The following is a 22957-nucleotide window of genomic DNA, read 5'->3' as shown; positions in this document are numbered from 1 at the left end:
GCGAAATTCTAGCATTGATTGCCACAGAGTATCCGCGCACAGGGCTGTATTCTTCTACGGGAAAACTCGCTCAGTCGATTTCCCAGTCTTCCGGTTTTGGCTCTTCGTCCGGATTTTCCGGCAGCCACTGGGGCGGGTTGCCAACTTCCCGGAAAGGCGCCATCAGGCGCTGTAGCTCGGCGCGCGGCAGCAAAATCTTCAGTTCCACATCACCGTTGTCGCGATAATTTTCTTCCTGAACCGCGTTGCCTTCAAATAATTGCGCACGCAGACGGGCGTGTTGCGGTGGTATCACCACGGCACCGCTCACCATCTGTTCGCCGAGGCGCTCAGCGATGGCCTCCACCAGTAGTTCACAACCGGCACCGGTGGCCGCAGACAGCCATACCGCGCGCGGCACACCCTGGTCATCCCGGTCGATACGCGGTTCCGCATCGGCCAACAGGTCCAGTTTGTTGTACACCAGCAGATGGGGCAAATCTGCCGCGCCAATTTCCTCGAGTACCGACTGCACTTCTTCGATCAGGTGCAGGCGGTTTTCCGCCGCAGCGTCCACCACGTGCAACAGCAGGGTGGAATTTGCCGCCTCTTCCAGGGTGGCACGAAACGCTTCAACTAGGCGGTGCGGCAGGTGGGAAACAAATCCCACGGTGTCCGCCAGAATCATTGCCCCCACATTGGGAAGCTCTACCCGGCGCATGGTCGGGTCCAGGGTGGCGAACAATTGATCGCGCACATAGACCTCGGCATCGGAAATGCGATTGAACAGGGTAGATTTGCCGGCGTTGGTGTAACCGACCAGGGAGACGGTAGCCACTTCCGCACGGGAGCGCGCGCGGCGCCCCTGCTCGCGCTGGCGGCGGACTTTGTCGAGACGCTTTTCGATGGAGTCGATGCGCGCTCGCAGCAACCGGCGGTCGGTTTCCAGCTGGGTTTCACCCGGGCCGCGCAGGCCGATACCACCCTTCTGACGCTCAAGGTGCGTCCAGCCCCGCACCAGGCGGGTAGACATGTGGCGCAGCTGCGCCAGCTCTACCTGCAGCTTACCCTCGTGGGTGCGGGCACGCTGCGCAAAGATGTCCAGGATCAGACCGGTGCGGTCGAGCACCCGGCACTTCAGCTCGCGCTCGATATTGCGCTCTTGGCTGGGCGAGAGGGTGTGGTCAAAGATCACCAGCTCGGCGCCGTGTTTGTTCACGGTTTCCTGGATTTCTTCCAGCTTGCCGCGACCAACAAAGGTCTTGGGGTCAGGGGAGGCGCGTTGGCCAAAAATAAATGCCACCGGGTCGGCGCCGGCGGAGAGTGCCAGCTCTTCAAACTCCCGCGGGTCGTCGGGGCTGTCGATGGCGGAGAGTTCCAGGTGGACCAGCACTGCCAGCTCACCGGATTCCGGGCGATCAAAAAACAAGGATTATTCTCTTGAACTCAAAATGTGCGCCATTGGACTGACGCCGAACAACAGACGCCCCGGACGAACCGGGGCGCTGTAAATTACTGCATGGTAAAACGATTATTCAGTGACATCACCGCTACGGAAACCCCCTCACACCAGGTAAGTGGCAGCCGGAGTGCGCGACGATTCACTGTCGATCAGCTGTTTATCCGCCGAAAGTATCGCGCTCACCACCTTCGGGTGCGGCACCTTCTCCCTGTCCCGCCGGATTCATCAGCGGCACGCGCACAGCGCGGGAGGGTACAACGGTAGAAATCGCGTGTTTGTAGACCATTTGGCTGACAGTGTTTTTCAACAGCACCACGAACTGGTCGAAAGATTCGATCTGGCCCTGCAGCTTGATGCCGTTAACCAGATAGATAGAAACCGGGATACGTTCTTTACGCAGAACATTCAGGTAAGGGTCTTGTAAGCTGTGCCCTTTTGACATCTTTTTTCTCCTTGCCAAAAGATAAATCGCCAGATGACGCACGATCGCGCCCGCGAACTCCGCGGACTAAGAAACGGCCATGGTGATACGGCGTATAAAAAAGAGCCAAAAGTTAACGAGGCTCTGTGAATAACTGACTGAAATGGACCGGATACACCAGCCCACTCACGTTATGGCTGCTCAACCGAGAAATTTCAAGGCTTCAATCAACATTTCATCGATTTTGCGGACTTTGCCGCCAGGCTCCTGTGCGGAGATTCGCTGCAGGTCTGGCCAGCGCCGCAACCAGGTGAGCTGGCGCTTGGCGAGCTGACGAGTGGCGGCGATACCGGCTTCCACCATTTGCGGGTAATCCATTTCACCTTCGAGGTACTCCCATACCTGCCGGTAGCCAACCGCGCGAATCGCCGGCAGGTCCCGGTGCAGATCGCCGCGGGCACGCAGGGCCTTCACTTCATCGATAAAGCCATTCTCCAGCATGCGCTCGAAACGCTCGGCGATGCGCCGGTGAAGGATTGACCTGTCTTCCGGGACGATCGCCAACTGCTGGATGGCGTATTGCCCATGCAGGGAATCACTCTCCTGCTCGGCACGCAGCTGGGTCATGGTCTTGCCGGTAAGGTGATAGACCTCCAGCGCACGCTCGATACGCACCGAGTGATTCGGATGCAGCTCCGCAGCGAGGGCAGGGTCAACCTTCGCCAGCTCGGCGTGCAAGGCAGGCCAGCCTTCCCGCTCCGCGCGCGCTTCCGTCTCTGCACGAAACACCGGATCCGCTTGCGGCATCTCTGCCATTCCCTGCAATAGAGCCTTGAAGTACAGCATGGTTCCGCCCACCAGCAGCGGAATTTTTCCACACCCACTGATCTCGGCCATGGCCTCCAGTGCATCCTCGCGGAAGCGCCCGGCCGAGTAGCTTTCAGCCGGGTCACAGATATCGATCAGGCGATGGGGGTATTTCGCGATTTCTTCCGGGGTCGGCTTCGCCGAGCCGATATCCAGCCCGCGGTACACCAGCGCGGAATCCACACTGATCAACTCGACCGGCAGGTGATCACTGATGGCCATCGCCAGATCCGTCTTACCGGAGGCAGTGGGCCCCATCAGAAAGATAGCGCGGGGGCGCGCGGGGTTTATTTGCATTTGGACGCCTTTAGAAACCGTAGCGAGCGGGTGCCTGGTGGTGGCCGCCGGAACGCAGGCAGCGGAATGTATTCGCTATACATGAGCATGCCGAGTACCGCCGGACGCCGCCAGGCATCCGCGCAGTAGGTTTATGAAGGCGTCCATTATTGGCCACGCATAAACCACTTATCCATATCGGACAGCTTCACCTGGGTCCAGGTTGGGCGGCCGTGGTTGCACTGGCCACTGCGCTCCGTGCGCTCCATATCACGCAGCAACGCATTCATCTCCGGAATGGTGAGCTTGCGGTTGGCGCGCACCGAGCCGTGACAGGCCATGGTGGAGAGAATCTCATTGATCTGGTTGCCAATGCGATCGCTACTGCCTTCCGCCAGCAGGTCAGACAACACGTCTCGCACCAGTTGCTCCACCGGTGCGCCGTGCAGCATGGTGGGCACCTGGCGCACCATCAGGGTCTCTGGGCCCGCGCGCTGCAATACAAAACCGAGGGAAGTAAACACTTCCTCACGCTCCTCAAAGCAGTCCGCCTCGCGCTCGCTCACCGCCAGACTTACCGGCACCAGCAGCGGCTGCGCCTGAATACCGCCGGCCGCGTGGGCGGCCTTCATATTTTCGTACACGATGCGCTCGTGCGCCGCGTGCATGTCCACCACCACCATGCCGTGCTGGTTCTGGGAAAGAATATAGATGCCGTGCAGCTGGGCGATGGCGAATCCCAGTGGCGGCGCCTCACTGTCCGCCTCTGTCGGCATTTCCTGCGCCCAGCTCGCGGACTGCACGGGAGCCGGCACCTCCTGAACACCGCGCTCTTGGCCACCCATATAGGGCTGGTGCAACTCGCCATACCCCTGCATCTGCTGCTGGATGCGCTGGGGCGATGTCTGTGCGCCGAATCCCTGACCGGCAAATCCGCCTGTTTGCGGGTGTCCCGGCTGCGGGCTTGCGGACTGAGCCGGTGCCAGCGCCATGCGCTCCTGGCCGGCGAACTCTCCGGCGCTCACGCCGGAAATCTGCGGTGCCTCTTCGTCCTGCTCATCGCGCTGCCCCGGGCGCACATCGGCCAGTGCACGGTGCAGGGAGCCAAACAGGAAGTCGTGCACCAGGCGGCTGTCGCGGAAGCGCACTTCGTGTTTGGTAGGGTGTACGTTTACGTCCACCGAGGCCGGGTCCAGCTCCAGGTAAAGCACAAACGCCGGGTGACGGCCGTGATACAGCACATCGGCAAAGGCGCGACGCACGGCATGGCTCACAACCCGGTCGCGAATCGCACGGCCGTTCACATAGAAAAACTGCAGGTCGGCCTGGGAGCGGGAAAAGGCCGGCTGGGCGACCCACCCCCACAGACGCAGGCCGCTGCGCTCCATTTCGATATGCAGGGCATTCTGCATAAACGCCGGGCCACACAACTGCGCTACACGGCGCTCTTTTTCCGCGCGACTGGTGCCGCCGCGCAGGTTATGCACACCCTTGCCGTTGTGGCGCAGGCTAATAGACACATCGAAGCGCGACAGGGCGAGGCGCTTGATGGTCTCATCGACGCGATTGAATTCGGTCTTTTCCGTGCGCAGGAATTTGCGGCGCGCAGGGGTATTGAAGAAAAGATCCCGCACTTCAACGGTGGTGCCGCGCGGGTGGGCCGCGGGTGCCAGCTGGGTCTCCATCTCACGCCCCTCGGCGGACACCACCCAGCCTTTGCCGGTGTCGTCGCGGCTACTGGTCAACGTGAGGCGGGCCACGGACGAAATACTGGCGAGAGCCTCGCCGCGGAACCCCAGTGTGGCAACTGCCTCAAGATCTTCCAGAGCGTGAATTTTTGATGTTGCGTGGCGGGCCAGGGCCAGATGCAGGTCTTCCTTTTCGATCCCCTTACCGTTGTCCCGCACCATAATGCGCTTGGTACCACCGGCATCCAGGTCGACCTCCAGCCTCGTGGCGCCCGCATCCAGGCTGTTTTCCAACAGCTCCTTGATGACAGAGGCCGGCCGCTCGACAACTTCACCGGCGGCAATCTGGTTGGCAAGTCTGGGGGAAAGTAACTGAATATGTTCTGGCATTGGGAAACTGGTGATCGGAAAACTGGCGATTGGAGATTTACTCCGGGGTCAATTACCCCGAAGGAATAGTGAGCGTCTGGCCCACCCGGATCATGGAGGTCTGCATGCCGTTGGCCCGCTTCAGGTCCGAGATGGAAATGTTGTAGCGGGCGGCAATGCCCGACAGGGTATCACCCCGTGTGATCGTATGCTTGCGATCAATGCGATTGCCGTTGGCCGCGAGCCAGCTGTCCGCTGGAGGACGGGCACTGAAGTGGGCCACGATACCGTCGCCGAGCTTTTGGGCCATGCGTTTCTGGAATGACGGGTCACGCAGGCGACGCGCCTCCTGGGGGTTGGTGATAAAACCAGTCTCCACCAGGATCGACGGCACGTCCGGATTGCGCAGCACCGAGAAGTTGGCCTGCTCAACTTTCTTTTTGTGCAGGTGGGTAAATGTGCCCAGGGAGCTCAATACACTACTGCCGATATCCAGGCTGGCATTCATGGTGGCGGTCATCGCCAGGTCCAGCAACACGCCGGCCAGGGTGTCGTCCTTATCGCTGAGGCTCAGGCTGCCGGCACCACCGATCAGGTCGGATTCGTTTTCCCGCTGCGCCAGAAAACGCGCGGTCTCACTGGTAGCGCCGCGGGAGGACACCGCATAGACACCGGCACCGCGGGCATCCTTGCGGGTAAACGCATCCGCGTGAATGGACACGAACAGGTCCGCACGCATCTCGCGCCCTTTTTTCACGCGGTCGCGCAGGGGAATATAGTAATCACCGGTGCGCACCAGTTTGGCGGAGAAGCCGGAGCGCGCGTCGATGGATTTTTGCAAGTAGCGGGAGATGGCCAGCACCACATCTTTCTCGCGCAGGCCACCCGGCCCCAAAGCACCCGGGTCTTCACCGCCATGGCCCGCATCAATGGCAACGACGATGTCGCGCTTGCCGCTGACCACCTGAACCTGCTCAATGGTTTTTTCTTCCACCTTACCCAGGTCGTGCAGGTCGATCACCAATCGGTCGGGGAGCTGCTCGTGGCGGCGCAGGGCAAAGCTGCGAGGGTTGACCGGCTGTTTGAGGTCCAGCACCACCCGAAGGTCACGCGCGTTTTTTACCGCGTGGCGCACACTGGCGATGGGTGTATCCGTCAGCGGCAGGCCGTCCAATGCGCTGGACAGTTTTGCTCCACTCACATCGATGACCACGCGATCGGGGTTTTTCAGGGTAAACAGTTTGTGCTCCGCGGGGCCGTCCAGATCGAGCACCAACCGGGTGTGATCCGGCGCGCGCCACAGGCGCACACCTTCGACTTCGGCACTGCTTGCCTGGAAAACCGGCAGCGCAAGCACTGCCGCCAAAACCGCACTCGTGAATTTCGTTTTCAGCCGCACCGGCAAACCTGCTCCGATCATTATTATTACCCTGTCGAATCCTTTTGCGGTTTTCCGTCCCTGATCACACCCGCTTCCATCAAGTCGTTCAATCAAATCGCTCAATCAACCGGGAGAAAACTGTGCCTGAGCCAGAACTGCGTTTCCAGCATCGCTCAGCGCAGTCAGCGTCAGTTCACGCCCTTCCCCCTGTAACTGCAATGTCAGCTCCAGATCCGGCGGCGGCAATACCCCGGCGCCGCGCTCGGACCACTCCACCAGACTCAGGCTGCCGGGGCCAAAGTAGTCCCGCACCCCCATATATTCCAGCTCTTCGGCATCGCCAAGGCGATAGAGGTCAAAGTGGTAGACCCGACGCTCGCCCTCCTCGCCCGGTGAGAACTCGTAGGGTTCCACCAGAGTATACGTCGGACTCTTTACCGCGCCACGATGGCCAAATGCGCGCAACACCCCGCGGCTGAAAGTGGTCTTTCCGGCACCCAACTGGCCGCCGAGAAAAATCACCAGCCCCGCGCCGAGCCCGCTTTCATCACAGGCTTTGCCCAGCACCTCACCGGCGGCAACGGTCGCGGCCTCGTCAGCGAGGTACAGGGTTTTATCCACAGGCAATGCGCTCACGTCGAATACTCTTGCTCAATAGCTCAGCGGTAATTTAGCCCGCAAATCAGTCCACCAGTGCACGGATATGCGGCAGCAGGTCGGTGGCGAGCAGGCCGCGCTGGCCGCCCACCGCCGCGCGATCGCCGGCCTCGCCATGTAGCCACACCGCCAGTCGCGCCGCTGCAGGCAGCGCCATACCCTGTCCAATCAGCGCGGCAAGAACACCGGTCAGCAGGTCGCCCATGCCGCCCGAAGCCATGCCCGGGTTACCGCTGTTGATTATCTCGATGCCGTCACTGTGGGCAATCAGGGTACCGGTACCCTTAAGTATCACTACGCCGCTGAATTTTTGCTGAATCGCTTTCGCCGCGGCCACGCGGTCGGCGCTCACTTCGGCATTGGAAACACCCAGCAATCTTGCCGCTTCGCCGATATGCGGGGTCAGTACCCAGTCGTCGCGCTTTACGCCCGCGAGCACTCTGCCACCGGCGAGAATATTCAGCGCATCCGCATCCAGCACCAGCTTGGCGTTGGCGCGACCGGCGCGAGCCAGCAACTGCTCGCTCCAGGGACTCTTGCCGAGGCCGGGGCCCACTGCGATCACATCCGGCGCCTCCAGCAGCGGTTCCAGCTCCTGCCCGGAAACCACGGGCTGTGCCATGACTTCCGGGCAGCGGGTCAGTACTGCGGCCGCATGCTCCGGGCGCGAGGCCAGGGAAATCAGGCCGGCACCGGCGCGGGCGGCAGCCTCTGCAGCCATCAGTGCCGCGCCGCCATAGCCGTGGTCGCCGCCAACCACCATCACATGGCCGAACTGGTTCTTGTAGCTGTCGGCTGCGCGCGGGGGCAAGCGTTCGAGGGTTTCACCACTATGCCGGGTCAGTAGTGCCGGCACCTGTTGATAAATATCCGGAGACGCACCCAGATCGTCGAATATCACTTCACCGCTTAGGGCCGGGCCGCGCCCCAGGTACAGACCGGCTTTGCGGCCAATAAAGGTCACGGTCACATCTGCCTGTACCGCGGATGCCGCGGTGCCGCTGTCGGCGTGCAGGCCAGACGGCAGGTCCACCGCCAGCACTGGTGCAGCGGCATCATTGATGTGCGCAATAGCGCTGTCCATGGGTGCCCGCAGCGCCCCGGAAAATCCGGTGCCCAGCAGCGCATCCACCAGCACGGTATTCTTCTCCACCGGCGGCAAGTCCTGCAGGCTCGCCACCAGTGTGGCGCCCTCGCGCTCGGCAAAGCGGTAGGCCTCCAGCGCATCCCCTGTCAGTTTTTCCACAGGCACACCCACATAGACCGTCGCCGGAATCTGCCGCTGGGCGGCGAGGCCGGCAATCACATAGCCGTCACCGCCGTTATTGCCACCGCCACAGAACACCTGCAAAGCAGCCATATCCGGCCAGCGGCTGCGCAGGCAATCATAGGCTGCGCGCCCGGCGCGCTTCATCAGTGCGAGGCCGGGAATCTGCTGCTGGGTGATGACCCGTTGATCCAGCTGGCGCACGGCCTCTGCGCTGTAGAGATCCTGCGGTGCAGAAAGCGCATTTTGGGCGGGAGCCCGGGTCGGACTTTTTGGGGTCGGGCTATCCATGGTGTCTACTGCGTTCCCTTCTATCTACTCTTATCAACCTATACACCCTTCTCAACCTATGAATGCTTCACAGCGCACTGTGGTCAAATTTTAATCTGTGGCAAAATACCGGCAATTATACCGCCTCAACCCCCAAATCGCCGCACACTCGTTCTATGAGCTCCACTCCTGACCCGCAATTACTGCAAGACCTGGCCGCACAGATCCGGCTGTGGGGGCGGGAGCTTGGCTTTCAGCAAGTGGGCATTACCGACTGCCACCTGGAACAGCACGGCGAGCGGCTGCAGCAATGGCTGGACGCCGGCTATAACGGCGATATGGAGTGGATGGGTGCCCATGGCGAAAAGCGCTGGCGCCCGGAACTGCTGGAAGAAGGTACCCTGCGGGTGATCAGCGTACGTCTGGATTACCTGCCACCGGATACCGAGCCGGTAAAGATCCTGAAAAGTGCCGACAAGGCCTATGTCTCCCGCTATGCCAATGGCCGCGATTATCACAAACTGATTCGCAAACGCCTGGCGCAGCTGGCACAGCAGATAGACCGCTATTGTGAAGAGCGCGGTATCGCGACCAGCGGCCGCGCCTTTACCGACAGTGCACCGGTGATGGAGCGCGCCCTGGCGGAAAAGGCAGGGCTTGGTTGGATCGGCAAAAACTGCATGGTGATCAACAGCCAAGCCGGCAGCTGGTTTTTTCTCGGCGAAATTTACACCAACCTGCCGCTACCTGTGGACATCAGCGAGGAGCCGAACCAGTGTGGTGAATGCACCGCCTGCCTCAAGGTTTGCCCCACCGACGCCTTCGTTGCCCCCTACACCCTGGACGCGCGCCGCTGCATTTCCTACCTGACCATCGAAAACAAGGGGCCTATCCCGGAAGAGTTCCGCGAGCCAATAGGCAACCGCGTATTTGGCTGCGATGACTGCCAGATCATCTGCCCCTGGAACAAGTTCGCCACACCCACTGCCGAGCAGGACTTTCATCCGCGGCACGGGCTGGACAGCGGTGAGCTGGCAACACTGTTCCAGTGGACTGAGCAGGAGTTTCTGAAGAAGACCGAGGGTTCTGCGATCCGCAGAATCGGCTTTGAGCGCTGGCAGCGCAATCTGGCGGTGGCCCTGGGCAATGCCGACGCATCCCCGGAACTTATCGACCTGCTGGAAAGCGCCTACGAGAATGCGACGCCTTTGGTTCAGGAACACATTGCCTGGGCGCTAATGCGCCTGCGCAGTGGACGGCGGCGCAAGCGGAAGATTCGCAGGGCGGCAGAATAAATACGCCGAACCCGGCTGGCGCTGTGGGCTCTCGCTATTCGTTAGTGCTATTCACTGGCGCTACTCATTGGCAACGACCGCCGTATCGATCAGTTTGCCGGACTCGTTAAACCACTTGATGCGGTGCCCATCCGTCACCACCAGGAAGCTGGCCTTGCGCCCGTAGGACCAATTTCGCCACTGGCGCACCCACTGGTCGCCATCGAGCCACCAGCGGCCGGTATCCGTCTCATCCATTTCCACATCGTTGCGCGAGTAGCCCAGCATGGTGCCGTCTGGCTTCAGCTCAATGCGGTAAGACTCGCCCAAGGTATTGGTGCCGAGGAAAACCGCTCCCGGCATTTCCCGCTCCAGATCGGCAGCGGTCAGACGGCGCCCGCTGGCGATGTCGAGTGTTTCTTCTTCTGCGCGCAGTTCACCGTTGATCAGCTGGGCGAGAATTTTTATTCCGGGCTCAATCTTGTCCGCGTCGATCGCAGAGAAGCCAAGACGCACCGCGCTACCGTCACTGACGGTCTCGAGCAGCAGACCATTCTGTTCCGCATTCATTTGCAACTGCGCGGCATCGACATGCGCGGGCAACTCCAGCCAGCAGGCGGTGCCGCAGCTGGCACGGCGGACTTTCAACTTGGGCAGGTGGTACATCAGCGCCTCACCCAGCGCCACCCAGCGCTCCTTCAGCTGCTGGGTGATTTTGAATAACGCCGCATCCAGATGACCGGCGGCCACAAACTTGGCCAGCAGCCTCTGATTCAGTGCCGGAACGCGCTCACGCAGGGTATACCGCAATGCCCGCAAACGCTGGATCACCGGCTTGGGAGCGACCACAAAGGCGAGCTGCATCCCCGGGTCAATGGCCCTGGGGAACTGGTAGAGGTAAATCACCCCATTACCGCCTTCCATACTTTTCAGCGGCGGCAACGGGTTGCCGTGATAACAAAAATCGTGGTCGCAGTCGTTTTCAATCACCACCGCGCTCTGTTCCCTGGCCCATTTCAGCAGCAGGCGTCGCCGCTCCAGACTGGTAGTGACCGCGGTGGGATTGTGCCCATTCGGTTGCAGGTACACGCAGTCCACCTGCTGTAGCTGGTCGTCCACCACGGGGCCGTCCGCATCTTGGGACAGGGACAACAAGCGGGCGCCGGTGCGGCGGAAAATCTCACTGGTTTCCCCACCCGTGGGTTTTACCAGCCCCAGGTTGCGCTGCTCACCCAGCAGCAGTTCGCCCAGCAGGTAGCACGCCTGCTCCATGCCACTGGTCAGCAATATCTGACCGGCATCAACATAGATACCGCGGCGCGGCAAAAGGCGGGTACAGATCTGCTCCACCAGGTGGCGGTCATCCTCATTGCTCCCCAGCGTGGCCCACTGGGCAACCTCGCGCGCGGTAAAAATATCCCGGGTGCACTCCCGCCACTCCGCGCCCGGATACAGGCGCGGATCGTATTCATTGCTGACAAACGGGAAGGGGTACTGGAGCCAGTTCGCCGGGCGGTTTTGCAGGGCGCGGCGGCTGACGGAAACCGGGTTGCAATGGGATCGCCAGAAGCTGCGATCGTCGTCATCCTGCCGGGGCATGGTCCCGGCGCCGTGACTGATCAACCCCTGCTGGGAAACTGTTTCACTGACATAAAAACCGCTGCGCTCGCGGGTAACCAGAAAACCGTCATCCACCAGTTGCTGATACGCCAGCACCACCGTATTGCGGGCGACACTCAGTTGCTCCGCCATACGGCGGGAGGATGGCATCTTGTGCCCGGCGGGAATACTGCCGGAGAGAATCCCCTGGATCAGCTTTTCGCGGATCTGCTGCTGCAGGCTTTTCTCTGCCGCGGGGTCGAGAACGATCAGTGCTTCGCTCATGTTCGGCTCTTTATATTGTTATCGCCTGCGATGACTCGGGTGGTGGGTCGTGAGGGCAGTTTGCCCCGCACTTCGGAGACATTCAAGAAAGGGGCGCTCTACAGACGCGCCCCTGGCCGGCCACGGGGTCTCTATTTCAAGCCCTTACCGGCCATGCGCGATACGTGCCAACTTGCGCAAACGGAACGCCAACCACACCAGTATGATGCCGAAGGCAATGGCGTAGCCACCGATCAGCCACAGCAGAGCGAGGGCCCCAGCACCGGGTTTCAGCAACAGGACCAGCCCGAAGATCACGGACAGAACACCGGCGAATATCAGCAGCCACTCGTGCTCGACTTCCTTGCGCAGACGAATCGCACCGATAATTTCAAAGATACCCCGCACCAGTGCCCAGGCGCCGATAAAGATCACCAGCACCAGTGCCGTCACCTGTGGATAAATGAAGGTCACAATGCCCGCGGCAATCCCGGTGATACCGACAAACAGCAGCCACCAGAGTGAGGACCGACTCACCTCTTTGCGCCCGGTAATCGCGCCGTACAACGCAACGACGCCGTCCATCAGCGAGTAAACCCCGAACAGGATCACCAGGCTAAGCAGGGAAATACCCGGCCAGACAAAAGTCAGCACGCCGAACAGTATCGCAAACAGTCCGCGCACCAGCGCCACCCACCAGTGGTCGGCCATGGCGCGCAGCATAGGGCGGGTGGAGAGGTTGATCTGCCCCGGGGCGGAGCCCCCGGAAGAAGCTGGGTTGGGGTCGTTTTCTACAGGCATTGGGTGCTCCCGGCTAAAGCCTCCACGAAAATTGGAGTTTTAGTCTCTCAGAGCGCAGATAACGAGTTAATTTTTCGCCCCACTGCTGACGGGGCTCCCATAGAGGCTCCCTATAAAGGAAAGGCCCCGCAGCAAGACCGGTTCAGGAGCCCCCGGCAATAGCCGCCGCCGTGTCTCCCACCGCAATTTCACGCAGTACTTTCACCTGCTGTCCCGGCTGCAAACGCTCGGCACCGCGCACCACGACCTGATCGCCATCGTTTAGCGCGCCCTGCACGGCGATCCAGTCACCGTCGCCGCCGCCCGTTGTGATCGCGAGCCGCTCGGCCTCACCTTCATCGCTCACCCGGAACACATAGGCATTGCCGTCGCGCAAAATCAGCGCATCGCGGGGCACGGCTATGGTCTTTTCCGCCGCCTGCAGGGGTACCGCGAGCTGCACCGGTAGCCCGGCGATCCAGCCCTGAGCCAGATCCTGGGGCAGGTCGACCAGTACTTTCACACGTCGGGAAGTTGAGTCTGCCACCGGCACCAGTTTGCGCACCTGCCCCTGAATCATTGCCGCGGCAGATTCGCGTTCGGAACGGTTGAACGATAAATCGCTGCGCAGAGTGACCATGTCGCCGCCCCCCATCAACGGCAGCGCAGCGAGGGGAATGTCCGCTTCCACCTCCAGCTGCCCCATATCCAGGGCGCGGAGCAGTTCATCACCGCTGCGCACATATTCGCCCGCCTGCAATTCCCGGCTGACTACGAGTGTATCGAAAGGTGCATTGATGCGGGTTTTTCCAAGCTCGAAGTTGCTGCGGTCGAGATCAACCCTGGCCGCAGCCAACTCCTGTGCCAGAGCCTCCCGCTCGGCCTGCTGCTCTTCCAGCGCCGCACGGGAAGTGCTGTTGCGATCTGCGAGAGACTGCAGCCGCTGCAGCTGTGCATCCATATAAGTGAGCCGCGCCTGCAACTGTTTGATGCGGCTTTCGGAATCGCGCACCTCCAGTTCCCAGTGCGTGGTTTCCAGTTGCGCCAGCCGCTGCCCCTGCTTTACCCGACTACCCGGCTCTGCGACAAACTCCAGCAATCCGTTCAGTTGAGATGAAATACGGATATCCCGCCGGCTCACCACCCGACCGGCCACCCACTGGCTGGGAGAGAGGTCACGCAGCTGGGCGCGGCTGGTGGAAACAGCCACGCCACTGCTCTGGGGCTGGGCCTGCACTGAAAGCGGCAATATGCTCGCTGCCACGGTGATCGACACAGAGAGTAAAAACGAAAGGGACTTGTGGGGCGAAAAACGGATCGGTTTCATGGCTGGCTCGCTTGGCGACGCGCTACGTGGCCGCGCTTGATTCGAAGGAATGCGGGAATTGCGGAAACTGATAGTTGCCCCGTTTGCAGCAGGGCCGGAAGAAGTACCAGAGTGAACAGGGTGCTTACTGCCATGCCGCCGACAATAACGGCAGCGAGGCCGCGATAGATCACACTGCCTTCACCGGGCGCCACCAGTAGCGGCAACATGCCAAATACGCTGGTCAGGGTACTCATGAAAATTGGCCGCAGGCGCAGCCTGAGTGCCTGCTCGACCGCCGCGCTGCGCACCAGGCCTTCCTGCTCGGCAGCGCGCGTCTGGTGCACCAGTAAAATCGCATTGTTAACCACCAGCCCCAGCAGGATCACAAAACCAATCATGGTCAGCAGATCCAGCGGCTGGAAGCCAAACAGGTTGATCAGGCGCAGCGCGAGCACCCCACCCACTGTGGCGAGGGGCACCGTCAGCAACACCAGTGCAGCGTCTTTGAGCGAGCGGAAAAGCGCACTCATCAGCAAAAACAGGATCACCAGTGCGAGGATAAAGTTTTGGGACAGCGACTGGATCGCATTGTCCAGGTCACTGGCATTCCCGCCCACCAGAATACTGCCGTCGGCCGGCATGGCCGCCTGAATTTGCGGCAGGATATCCGCTTCAATCTGGGCGCGCACCTCCTCCAGAGACACGTCATCCGGCGGCACAATATTCAGCGTGATGGTCCTGCGCCCATCCACCCGCCGCAAACTTCCCGGACCCACGGTGCGTTCAACAGCTGCCAGCTGGGAAAGCGAAGCCACCTGTCCCGTCGGGGTGACCAGTGGTGTGTTTTCCAACTGCTCGGGTGTGTTCCAGGGCTTGGCCTTGAAAATCACATCAAGACGCTTTTCACCATTGAAGTATTCGCCCACATAGAGACCGTTGCCCAGCGCACGCACCAGCGAGCCTACGTCCTGCCGATTCCACCCCTGCTCGTAAATAGCCCGGTCATCAGGGTGCACGGTAAGCTCGGGTTCGGAGAGGGAAAGGCCGGGGTTTGGCTGCACCGGAACGCCGGGCATTTCCTCGGCAAAAATTTCCACCCCGCGCGCGGCGGCTTTCATCAGGCCATCGGCATCACGGGACTGCAAATGCAGGGCAATCTGGCGATCGCCACCAAACTGTCCGAACAGGTTGCCACGTGCGGCAAATCCCTGGAAATCCGGTATATCCATGAGAATTTCCTGCCGCAGAATACGCTCCATATCCGCGGCCTTATTCATGTCTTTTACCCGCACCCCCATGGTGCCGCCATTAGGCCAGGTGAGAATGTAATAATTCTTCAGCGCGGGCTCTTTTTCTCCACTCATGTAGGGCGCCATGCGACGATCAAGTTCGGCCACAATCTCCCGGGCAATGGTCTTGTTATTGGTCGCGGCGGGGAAATTCAGCCAGACATCCACGGCATCCCGTTTTACCGGTGGCAGATAGTCCAGCTTGGGTAACAATAGCCATGTGGCAATCAGCGGCACCAACAGGAACAAGATGATCACGCGCCAGCGTTTTGCACGAGTTTGGGTAAGCCGCATGACCGAATTGCTGATCCGCTCCCACAGGGGAGCAAGGCGATCCCGTGCTGATACTTCCGGCAACCAGAGTTTCGCCGCAACCGGCACTACCGCCACCGCCACCAGTAGCGAAAAAACCACGGCGACAGCAATGGTCAGCGCGAGGTCTCCAAAAATCTGACCCTCGACACTGTTGAGAAAAAATACCGGCAGGAAAATGGCCACCGTAGTCGCGGTACTCGCCAGCAGCGCACCCCAGACCTGGCCGGCACCCTGCTCGGAAGCGGCTTCCGCACCCTTACCTTTCTCCCGTAAACGGATGATGTTTTCCAGCACCACAATGGCCGCATCGAGCACCATGCCCGTGGCAAAGGCGAGTCCAGCCAGGGAGATGACATTTACACTGCGCCCAGCGGCCGATAGCACAACGAAAGTGGATAACAGCGAGATGGGAATCGCCATCGCCACAATGAGCGTCGCGCGCATACGACGCATAAACCACCAGAGCACGCCAACCGCCAGCAACATCCCCAGCAGCAGGTTGCCGCCCAGCAAATTGAGTGCCCGATAAACAAAAATTGAGGCATCGAACGACTGCACCAGAACCAGTTTTTCACCGGCCAGTGTTTCCTGATTCAGCTGTTCGACTCTCGCCTTGACCCGCTCCAGAGTCGCCAGCATGTTGGCACCGTTGGCGCGATTGACGCGGATGGATACTGCGGGGTTCCCGTTCTGGGTCGCAGTACCATTGGACTCGGAAGGCGCAACTTGCACCGAGGCAATATCGCCGAGACGCACCGGCTTGCCATCCCGCCACTCCAGCACCAGCCGCGCCAGCTCCTGAGGTCGATATTCACCGGCGAACCGCAGGGTGTAGCGCCGCCGCCCAACATCGGCGAAACCGCCAGATACATCCCGTGCCGAGGCCAACTGCTGGGTCACCATCGGTAGCTGAATACCCAGCTCCGCCGCTTTCCAGGGGTCGAATACCACTTGCAGTTCCTCGCGCGCGGCAACGCCGTTTTGCGCTTCCACACTGGCGACACCGGGCACAGCTTCCAGCTCCGGACGCAGCACATCCTCGATCAGGCCGGTGTAGTCCTGCATGCTGTTGGGATTGCCCGGTAATAACTGCAGGAAGAAGTAGGTCAGCGGCGTGGTGTTGCCGCCCCAGCCACCGAGCATTACCCGCGGCGGCTCGGCATCACGTGGCAGCGGTGGCAAGCTGCTCATGCGACTGATGACATCGATCAATACCCGATCCATGTCCGTGCCCATGGCGAATTCAAGATTCACCCAGGCACCGCCGCGCCCCGCATTCACCTGCATTGTTTCCAGGCCGGTCAGCCCCTGTAGAACCGATTCGATGGGCTCGACGATCTCAGCCTCTACCTCTTTCGGTGAGGCCGCACGCCAGCCGGCCTGAATGGTGATCTGTGGGTTCTGGATATCGGGGAATAATTGCACCGGTAACTTGCTGGCAAGAAAACCACCCAGCAAAACGGCGAGTACCACGGCCACCGCGGTTGCAGCCGGATTTTTCAAAGCGGTATTGGTGAGCGACATGCTCGCGACCCCATCAACGGTATGCGTTGTTATAAATTTTTTTGATGGGATTAGCGTAAACGCTTTCCGAAGCGAGACAACGGCATTGCGGTAGGGGGAAATATTTTGCCGGCGAGTGGGCGGCGAGGGTCGTGTTGGTGGTTTCGTGCGACGCACATTAAGCGCCACACGAAGTTAATTACTCGAAGTCAGCTATTCAAAACAAACTACACGAAGCAGGCAAGTGCGGGGCTGCGAGTGAGCAGCCCCGTCGAGGCATGCGCCTCACACTCCTTGCAGGTACTCCGCCATATGGCGATATATCCGGTCACAGGCCGCCGGCACCAGCTTCTCGACATTCAGGAAGGCGTGAATCATATCGTCAAAGTGCAGCTGCTCGGCATTGGCGCCGCCCTCGCGCACTTTGCGCACATACTCCACCCCCTCGTCCCGCAGGGGGCAGAACTCAGCAGTGATGACCAGGCTGGCAGGCAGGTTGTGGGTGAACTCTCCATGCAGCGGTGAAACCTGCTTGGGGTTTTCCGCGTTCTGCAGGTAGTTGTTGAAGTACCAGAGGATCTTTTCCTTCTCCAGCAGATAGCCGCGGCCATTTTCCTCGATGGACGGGGTCTGCATGGTGTAGTCGAGGCTCGGGTAAATAAGCACCTGGGCATCCACCGTATGCGGCTGGTGCTGCAACAGGCGACTGGCGGAAGCACACAGGGCACCGCCACCGGAATCGCCCATCAGAATCCAGCGGCCATTGTGGGCGATGTCTTTTTTATCCAGCGCCGCCCCGAGGTGACGAACCACACTGATCAGGTCATTTAGCGCTGCGGGGTAGGGGTTTTCCGGCGCGCGGCGGTATTCGACGCTGATCAGCGTGCGCCCGCAAGCCTCTGCAACGCGGCGGCAAATGGGATCGTACACCGACACGCTGCCGGCCATATGGCCGCCGCCGTGGCAGTAGATGATCGCCGCTTTTTCCTTCGCGCTTCCCTCTTCGGTATTTGCAGGTTGGTAGATTCGCACCGGCACCGGGTATTCGCCACCGTGTACCAGGGTCTCGCACACCGCCATTTCCGGGCCAGGCTCGACAAAGTTCCGCGTCAAATTCGCGAGACTTTCACGGGCGGAAATCGGGGTCGGCTCGAATCCCGCTGCCTTGAGCTGGTTCACCTGTGCATTGACGGCAACCAGCCATTCACTGAGTTTCGAATCAAGCTGCCGCATCACTGGCCTCCAGGTTTTCCACTTCGGTTTTTTTGCCGCTCTCCGGTAACAGGAAGGAGAAGACGAACAGGGAGGCAGAACACGCTACGGCGAAATAGGCTGCGGTAGCGGGCTCACCGGTAACGTCTGCAAGCACACCCGCGCCGTACATCAGCACCGTTTCCACTCCGTAGGAGATGGACCAGAACATGGCGAAGGTGACGGTAATTTTTGCCGGTGTCATACCGGGCAGTTCCTGCGGCAGGGTAACCAGCGCGGTCATCGGCAGGAACATGCAGAAACCGGCAAGTGCCGCGGCACTGTAGGCAATGATCGGGTCGCGGCTGGTGACCATCAATGCGGCGAAAATCACCAGTGCCAGGCCACCGAAACGCAGTACCGGCAGGCGCAGCGGATAACGCTTGGTGACAATAATGCCGGCGACGGTGCCCACCATACCCGCGGCGATCATTACTGCGGACAGGTGATGGCTGGCAACGGCAAAGCCATCGATTAGAGGAAAGAGTGCGAATACCGCGATGTAACAGAACAGCACACCGCAGTAGGCCAGCGGCAGCCACCAGTTGAAGCTCTCGCGAACACCTTCCTTCAGCCCGTATTTTTCCTCGGGTTTGTCACCGCCACCGGACAGCGGGAAATTTTCCGCGGTGAGCCACCACAGCACCCCCAGCGCCAGCACCATGACACCGTAGAGCACCACCACCGATTGCCAGCTACCCAACCACGCCAGCAGGGTCGTGGTGGTCAGCAGGGCCAGAAGGTTGCCGGTATTGAAGGCGGCGGCGTTGATGCCGTTGATCATTGGGCGCTCTTCCGCGGCAAAGTAGTGCAGCACCACCGGGGCAAAGTAGACAATTGCCAGCGCACCGCCGAGGCCCAGGGCCAAGCGCGACACCAGCCAGCCACCGTAGGTGCCCGCCAGGGCGCCGAGACCACCGGCCGCGATCAGCACCACGGCAATGGCGAAAGCGCGCTTGGCACCGAGACGCATCAGCAGGGCCGCGGCGGCCAGGTTGCCGACGATCTTGGCAATCGTAATGACATTGCTGCCCCAGGTGGCGTTAGCGAACCCTTCCTCACCAAATGAAGCCTGAATGGCCGGGGTGAGGATGGCACCGGAGACCCAGCTCGCCGCGAACAGCGCGTAGGCGCTGAACATAAGAATTTCCAACAGGTATTTTTTCATCGCTCTGATACCACTTTTTATTATTCCAGATTCACCGTTCAGACTGCGCCGGAACAGCCCCCCTGCCTATACGACCTTGGTCGCAACTGCGCTGCGCTTGGCACTCTGTTGCAGCAACGCGCGCAATGCGGCCGGCCGCAGGGGCTTCTGTAAGAACTGCCAGCCGGCCTGCTGTGCGCGGGTCTTTACGGTATTGGTGTTTTCCGCCGAGATAATCACGCAGGGCACCTCACCGTCCCACTGCCTCAACAGTTCCGCCGCCAGGTCGATGCCGTTGTCGCCGTCGTCCAGATGAAAGTCCATCAATAACAGGTTCGGCTCGCTCGCCGCCAGCGCCTCGCTGCGGTTCTGGGCACAGGTTACCGTGCACCCCCAGCCGCCCAACAGGGCCGCCATGGCTTCGAGAATCGAGGGCTCGTTGTCCACACACAGGATCTGCAAATCCAACGCAGCGCCGCGTCCCGCGCCTCTTTTCACTTTTGGCTGGGCATCGATCCGCGCCGCCGCGCGCGGCAATTGCAGACGGAACACACTGCCGCAACCGGGAGTGGAAGAGAGGCCGATGGGAGCATTGAGCAGTCGGCACAAGCGCTCCACCGTGGCCAGGCCCAGTCCGTAGCCATGCTGACGCTGGCCGCGATCCTGGTCTTTTGGGGTGAGGCGACAGAACTCGCGGAAAATCGCCTGTTGCTGATCCGCGGCGATCCCCTCGCCGGTATCCCAAACCTCCAGAGAAACGCCATTGCCCTTGCGGCGCGCACCAACCAGCACACCGCCCTCGGGGGTATATTTCACCGCATTATCCAGCAGGTTCTGCACCACCCGCCGCAACATTTTCTCATCGCTCTGCACCCATAAATGACTGCGGTGGTAGCGCAGGCGGATACCGCGGGCCTCGGCGGCGAGACGCGCCTGGGCAACCGCGTCATCGAGGATGCTGTCGAGAGAAACCGGGGCAAAGCTCGGCTTGATATCACCGGCATCCATGCGTGCAATCTGCAGCATATCGGTGATCAGCTGTTCTGCGGCGGCCAGCGCGCGGTCGGCGCGGGTAAGTAACTGGCGACTGTCGTCCTCCAGCGGATGTGCAGCCAGCGCATCGATAAACAAACGACTGGCGTTCAGGGGCTGCACCAGATCGTGGCTGGCGGCGGCAAGAAAGCGGGTTTTACCGGCGCTCGCCTCCTGCAGCTCGTGGTTCAGTCCCTGCAGTTCGTCATTCACACTTTCCAGTTCCGCCGTGCGGTTCGCCACCTTCTGCTCAAGGGAATTGCGGATGTCGGTGAGTTCCGCCAGTGCGCGCTGGTAATCGGAGACATCTGTATAGGTGGTTACAAAGCCCCCTCCCGGCAGCGGGTTACCGCGGATTTCCAGCACCGTGCCATCCGTGCGATTGCGCTGTACCCGGTAGGCGGTGCCGTTACGCAAATGCTCCACCCGCTTCTGCACATGGTCTTCCACCACACCCGGGCCACACTCGCCGCGGCTGGCGTTGTAGCGCACCAGCTCTGCCACCGGGCGGCCCACGTAAATCATCTCCGACGGATAGCGGAACAACTCCAGATAGCGCCGGTTCCAGGCCACCAGGTTGAGGTTGGCATCCACCACCGAAATACCCTGGTCGATATTGTCGATACTGCTCTGCAACAGGCCGCGGCCGAACTGGTAGATATCCGACGCCTGCTCCAGTTGCTGCGCGGTGACTTCCGGCTCGCCCTGCTGCCGCACCAGACGACGCGCGCTGGTGCTGCCGACGACGCCGGCGAGGATCTTCTCTACTGCATCCCGGTAGTGTTCGGCGGAAGCGTGCGGCTTCTGCTGCTCCTGTTTTTCCACCATTGGCGCCAGGGCGCGCTCCGCCGCATCTTCACCGACAAAGCGCGCGAGCAGCTGGCGCAGGCGCACGCGGTCCACAGGCGCCACTTCCGCCGCGGCACTGCCCGGCAGCCAGCGCTGCTGCAGCAGAGAACAACCGATAAGTGCCGCGGCGTTGATACCCAGCCCGAATACGCAGGCAATGGTGAGCGGGCTCAAGCCAAGCCCCAGCAGGGTGGCAATCTGGTCTTGCCCCCCCAGCGCCGCCGGCAGCGCAGACAGGGCCCAAACCAGCGTACCCAGCACCAGCCCCACAACCACGCCCGCAGCGCGCAACCGCGGCCAGCGCCCGGGCCAGGTCACGGCGGTGATCATCGCCGGCGCGAGTTGTGCCGCCAGTGCCAGCGACAACAGGCCGAAGGTACCCAGGCTAACCCCGGAGCCGATCAACTCGCTCACGCCAAAGGCTGCCAACATCAGCAGCCCGATAATCACCCGCCGCACCCGCCGCAGATCACTACCCAGTGCGACACCCGCCGGGCGCCGCTGCAACCGTTTGAGCCACCAGGGAACAATCATGGTGTTGGCGATCATGGTGGACAGCGCGATGGTGGCGATGATCACCATGCTGGAACCGGCGGAAAGCCCGCCCACAAACGCCAGCAGCGCCAGCCAGGGTGTTCCGCTCTCCAGCGGCACACCGAGAACGAAACGCTCAGGGTTGCTGTAGGCATCCGGCAACCACAGCAGGCCGCCATAGCCCACGACCAGGATGGCAACCGACAAAATGCCGAGGTACAAGGGGATCAGCTTGCGTACCGGGCCGATATCGCGCTCGTCGTCGCTCTCGATCATCAGGATATGGAACTGGCGCGGCAGGCAGAAGATTGCAGCCATCCCCAGCACCACCACGGCGAAATAACCGGTGTCTGCCGGTCGCGCCTCGGCAATGGCGGCGACCCTTTCGCTCGCCAGCGCCGCGCGGGTGAGATCGGCGGCGCCATCAAACGCGGAGTAAAGTACGAACCAGGCCACCGCCACCAGCGCGCCGATCTTAACCAGCGCCTCAAACGCCACCGCCAGCAACATGCCGTTGCGGTGCACACTGCTGTCGATATGACGGGTACCAAACAGCACCGCAAACAGGCCCAGGGTCACACTCACAACCCCAGTCACTACCGAGGCACTGATGTCACTGTCTTCCACACTCTGTGCCAGCAACAGGAAACTGTCTGCCACCGCGCGCAGCTGAAGGGAGAGATAGGGCACGATCGCTACGACCGCGAGCAGCGCCACCGCCGCCGCCAACCATTGGGAGCCGCCGTACTGGGCGCTGATAAAGTCGGCAATAGAGGTAGAGCCCTGCTGTTTGGACAGGCGCACAAAGCGCATCAGCAGCGGCGCGCCAAAAATAAGCATCAGGCTGGCGCCGACAAAGGTGGGGGGTAACAGCCAGCCCTCCTCTACCGCCTGGGCCGAAGTACCGAAAAACATCCACGCACTGGTATAGGTGCCGGCGAGTGCCAGCAACAGGGGCTTGATCGGACGGATACGTGCAGCCGGCAGCCGGTCACCCCAGAAGGCGATGGCAAACAGGATCAGCAGGTAAGTCAGACCCACCGCGGCCAGCAAAGTAAGGCTGAACAATTGGCGCCTCATTCATTATTTTGTTTATCATGCACAGACTACCCCATCGGCTGTTTTTTGTCCTGCTTCCTCCTCCAACCATGGCGTCATACCTTGGTCTAGCAGG

15 protein-coding genes are annotated in these 22957 nt (G+C 61.0%); 1 reads left to right on the top strand and 14 read right to left on the bottom strand.

All coding sequences use genetic code 11. The annotated features are described in order from the left end of the window. Window positions 1–70: 70 nt before the first annotated feature. The 7 genes from hflX to LC059_RS09455 form a co-directional block, all read right to left on the bottom strand. Complete coding sequence (hflX, locus tag LC059_RS09485; RefSeq protein WP_226703609.1) at window positions 71–1408, bottom strand: ribosome rescue GTPase HflX; 1338 nt, start codon at window positions 1406–1408, stop codon at window positions 71–73. Between the two features lie 190 nt (window positions 1409–1598). After that, a complete protein-coding gene (gene hfq / locus LC059_RS09480; protein WP_226703608.1) occupies window positions 1599–1883 on the bottom strand; it encodes an RNA chaperone Hfq in 285 nt (94 codons plus the stop codon). A gap of 180 nt (window positions 1884–2063) precedes the next feature. Further along, the gene (gene miaA / locus LC059_RS09475; RefSeq protein WP_226703607.1) at window positions 2064–3026 is read right to left on the bottom strand and encodes a tRNA (adenosine(37)-N6)-dimethylallyltransferase MiaA; all 963 of its coding nucleotides are present in this window, start codon (window positions 3024–3026) and stop codon (window positions 2064–2066) included. Window positions 3027–3172: 146 nt separating this feature from the next. Continuing rightward, window positions 3173–5083, bottom strand: a complete 1911-nt coding sequence (gene mutL / locus LC059_RS09470) for a DNA mismatch repair endonuclease MutL (RefSeq protein WP_226703606.1) — start codon at window positions 5081–5083, stop codon at window positions 3173–3175. Between the two features lie 52 nt (window positions 5084–5135). Continuing rightward, the gene (locus tag LC059_RS09465; protein ID WP_226703605.1) at window positions 5136–6482 is read right to left on the bottom strand and encodes an N-acetylmuramoyl-L-alanine amidase; all 1347 of its coding nucleotides are present in this window, start codon (window positions 6480–6482) and stop codon (window positions 5136–5138) included. 84 nt (window positions 6483–6566) lie between these two features. Beyond that, complete coding sequence (gene tsaE, locus LC059_RS09460; RefSeq protein WP_226703604.1) at window positions 6567–7079, bottom strand: tRNA (adenosine(37)-N6)-threonylcarbamoyltransferase complex ATPase subunit type 1 TsaE; 513 nt, start codon at window positions 7077–7079, stop codon at window positions 6567–6569. A 46-nt stretch (window positions 7080–7125) separates the two neighbouring features. Beyond that, window positions 7126–8658 (bottom strand): NAD(P)H-hydrate dehydratase, encoded by a 1533-nt coding sequence (locus tag LC059_RS09455; protein WP_226703603.1) that lies wholly within the window; start codon window positions 8656–8658, stop codon window positions 7126–7128. A gap of 155 nt (window positions 8659–8813) precedes the next feature. Here LC059_RS09455 and queG point away from each other — a divergent pair, with 155 nt between their 5' ends. Next, window positions 8814–9932: a tRNA epoxyqueuosine(34) reductase QueG gene (gene queG / locus LC059_RS09450; protein ID WP_226703602.1), complete on the top strand. Its 1119-nt coding sequence runs from the start codon at window positions 8814–8816 to the stop codon at window positions 9930–9932. Between the two features lie 60 nt (window positions 9933–9992). Here queG and LC059_RS09445 read toward each other — a convergent pair whose 3' ends face one another. The 7 genes from LC059_RS09445 to LC059_RS09415 form a co-directional block, all read right to left on the bottom strand. Further along, on the bottom strand, window positions 9993–11795 hold the full coding sequence (locus LC059_RS09445; RefSeq protein ID WP_226703601.1) for a PLP-dependent aminotransferase family protein: 1803 nt from the start codon (window positions 11793–11795) through the stop codon (window positions 9993–9995). 144 nt (window positions 11796–11939) lie between these two features. Beyond that, window positions 11940–12575 carry an HdeD family acid-resistance protein gene (locus LC059_RS09440; protein WP_226703600.1) on the bottom strand — a complete coding sequence of 212 codons (636 nt, stop codon included), beginning with the start codon at window positions 12573–12575 and terminating at the stop codon, window positions 11940–11942. Between the two features lie 142 nt (window positions 12576–12717). Next, a complete protein-coding gene (locus LC059_RS09435; protein ID WP_226703599.1) occupies window positions 12718–13881 on the bottom strand; it encodes an efflux RND transporter periplasmic adaptor subunit in 1164 nt (387 codons plus the stop codon). After that, window positions 13878–16991, bottom strand: a complete 3114-nt coding sequence (locus LC059_RS09430; RefSeq protein WP_226703598.1) for an efflux RND transporter permease subunit — start codon at window positions 16989–16991, stop codon at window positions 13878–13880. Before LC059_RS09430 ends, LC059_RS09435 begins: the two co-directional genes overlap by 4 nt. A 264-nt stretch (window positions 16992–17255) precedes the next feature. Beyond that, entirely contained in the window at window positions 17256–18203 is a 948-nt protein-coding gene (locus LC059_RS09425; protein WP_226703597.1) for an alpha/beta hydrolase, read from the bottom strand. Continuing rightward, window positions 18190–19389, bottom strand: a complete 1200-nt coding sequence (locus LC059_RS09420; RefSeq protein WP_226703596.1) for an MFS transporter — start codon at window positions 19387–19389, stop codon at window positions 18190–18192. Before LC059_RS09420 ends, LC059_RS09425 begins: the two co-directional genes overlap by 14 nt. A gap of 66 nt (window positions 19390–19455) precedes the next feature. Further along, window positions 19456–22851, bottom strand: a complete 3396-nt coding sequence (locus tag LC059_RS09415; RefSeq protein ID WP_226703595.1) for a PAS-domain containing protein — start codon at window positions 22849–22851, stop codon at window positions 19456–19458. Between the last annotated feature and the right edge of the window lie 106 nt (window positions 22852–22957).

This window comes from Microbulbifer elongatus (assembly GCF_020524885.1).
Taxonomy (GTDB): Bacteria; Pseudomonadota; Gammaproteobacteria; order Pseudomonadales; family Cellvibrionaceae; genus Microbulbifer; species Microbulbifer elongatus_A.
This window is presented reverse-complemented; position numbering and strand designations above follow the sequence as displayed.

Excerpts from the sequence above, each read along its gene's own strand:
- hfq (WP_226703608.1), bottom strand. The coding sequence starts at position 1,883 with ATGTCAAAAGGGCACAGCTTACAAGACCCTTACCTGAATGTTCTGCGT.
- miaA (WP_226703607.1), bottom strand. The coding sequence starts at position 3,026 with ATGCAAATAAACCCCGCGCGCCCCCGCGCTATCTTTCTGATGGGGCCC.
- mutL (WP_226703606.1), bottom strand. The coding sequence starts at position 5,083 with ATGCCAGAACATATTCAGTTACTTTCCCCCAGACTTGCCAACCAGATT.
- LC059_RS09465 (WP_226703605.1), bottom strand. The coding sequence starts at position 6,482 with ATGATCGGAGCAGGTTTGCCGGTGCGGCTGAAAACGAAATTCACGAGT.
- LC059_RS09455 (WP_226703603.1), bottom strand. The coding sequence starts at position 8,658 with ATGGATAGCCCGACCCCAAAAAGTCCGACCCGGGCTCCCGCCCAAAAT.
- queG (WP_226703602.1), top strand. The coding sequence starts at position 8,814 with ATGAGCTCCACTCCTGACCCGCAATTACTGCAAGACCTGGCCGCACAG.
- LC059_RS09445 (WP_226703601.1), bottom strand. The coding sequence starts at position 11,795 with ATGAGCGAAGCACTGATCGTTCTCGACCCCGCGGCAGAGAAAAGCCTG.
- LC059_RS09440 (WP_226703600.1), bottom strand. The coding sequence starts at position 12,575 with ATGCCTGTAGAAAACGACCCCAACCCAGCTTCTTCCGGGGGCTCCGCC.
- LC059_RS09435 (WP_226703599.1), bottom strand. The coding sequence starts at position 13,881 with ATGAAACCGATCCGTTTTTCGCCCCACAAGTCCCTTTCGTTTTTACTC.
- LC059_RS09430 (WP_226703598.1), bottom strand. The coding sequence starts at position 16,991 with ATGTCGCTCACCAATACCGCTTTGAAAAATCCGGCTGCAACCGCGGTG.
- LC059_RS09425 (WP_226703597.1), bottom strand. The coding sequence starts at position 18,203 with ATGCGGCAGCTTGATTCGAAACTCAGTGAATGGCTGGTTGCCGTCAAT.
- LC059_RS09420 (WP_226703596.1), bottom strand. The coding sequence starts at position 19,389 with ATGAAAAAATACCTGTTGGAAATTCTTATGTTCAGCGCCTACGCGCTG.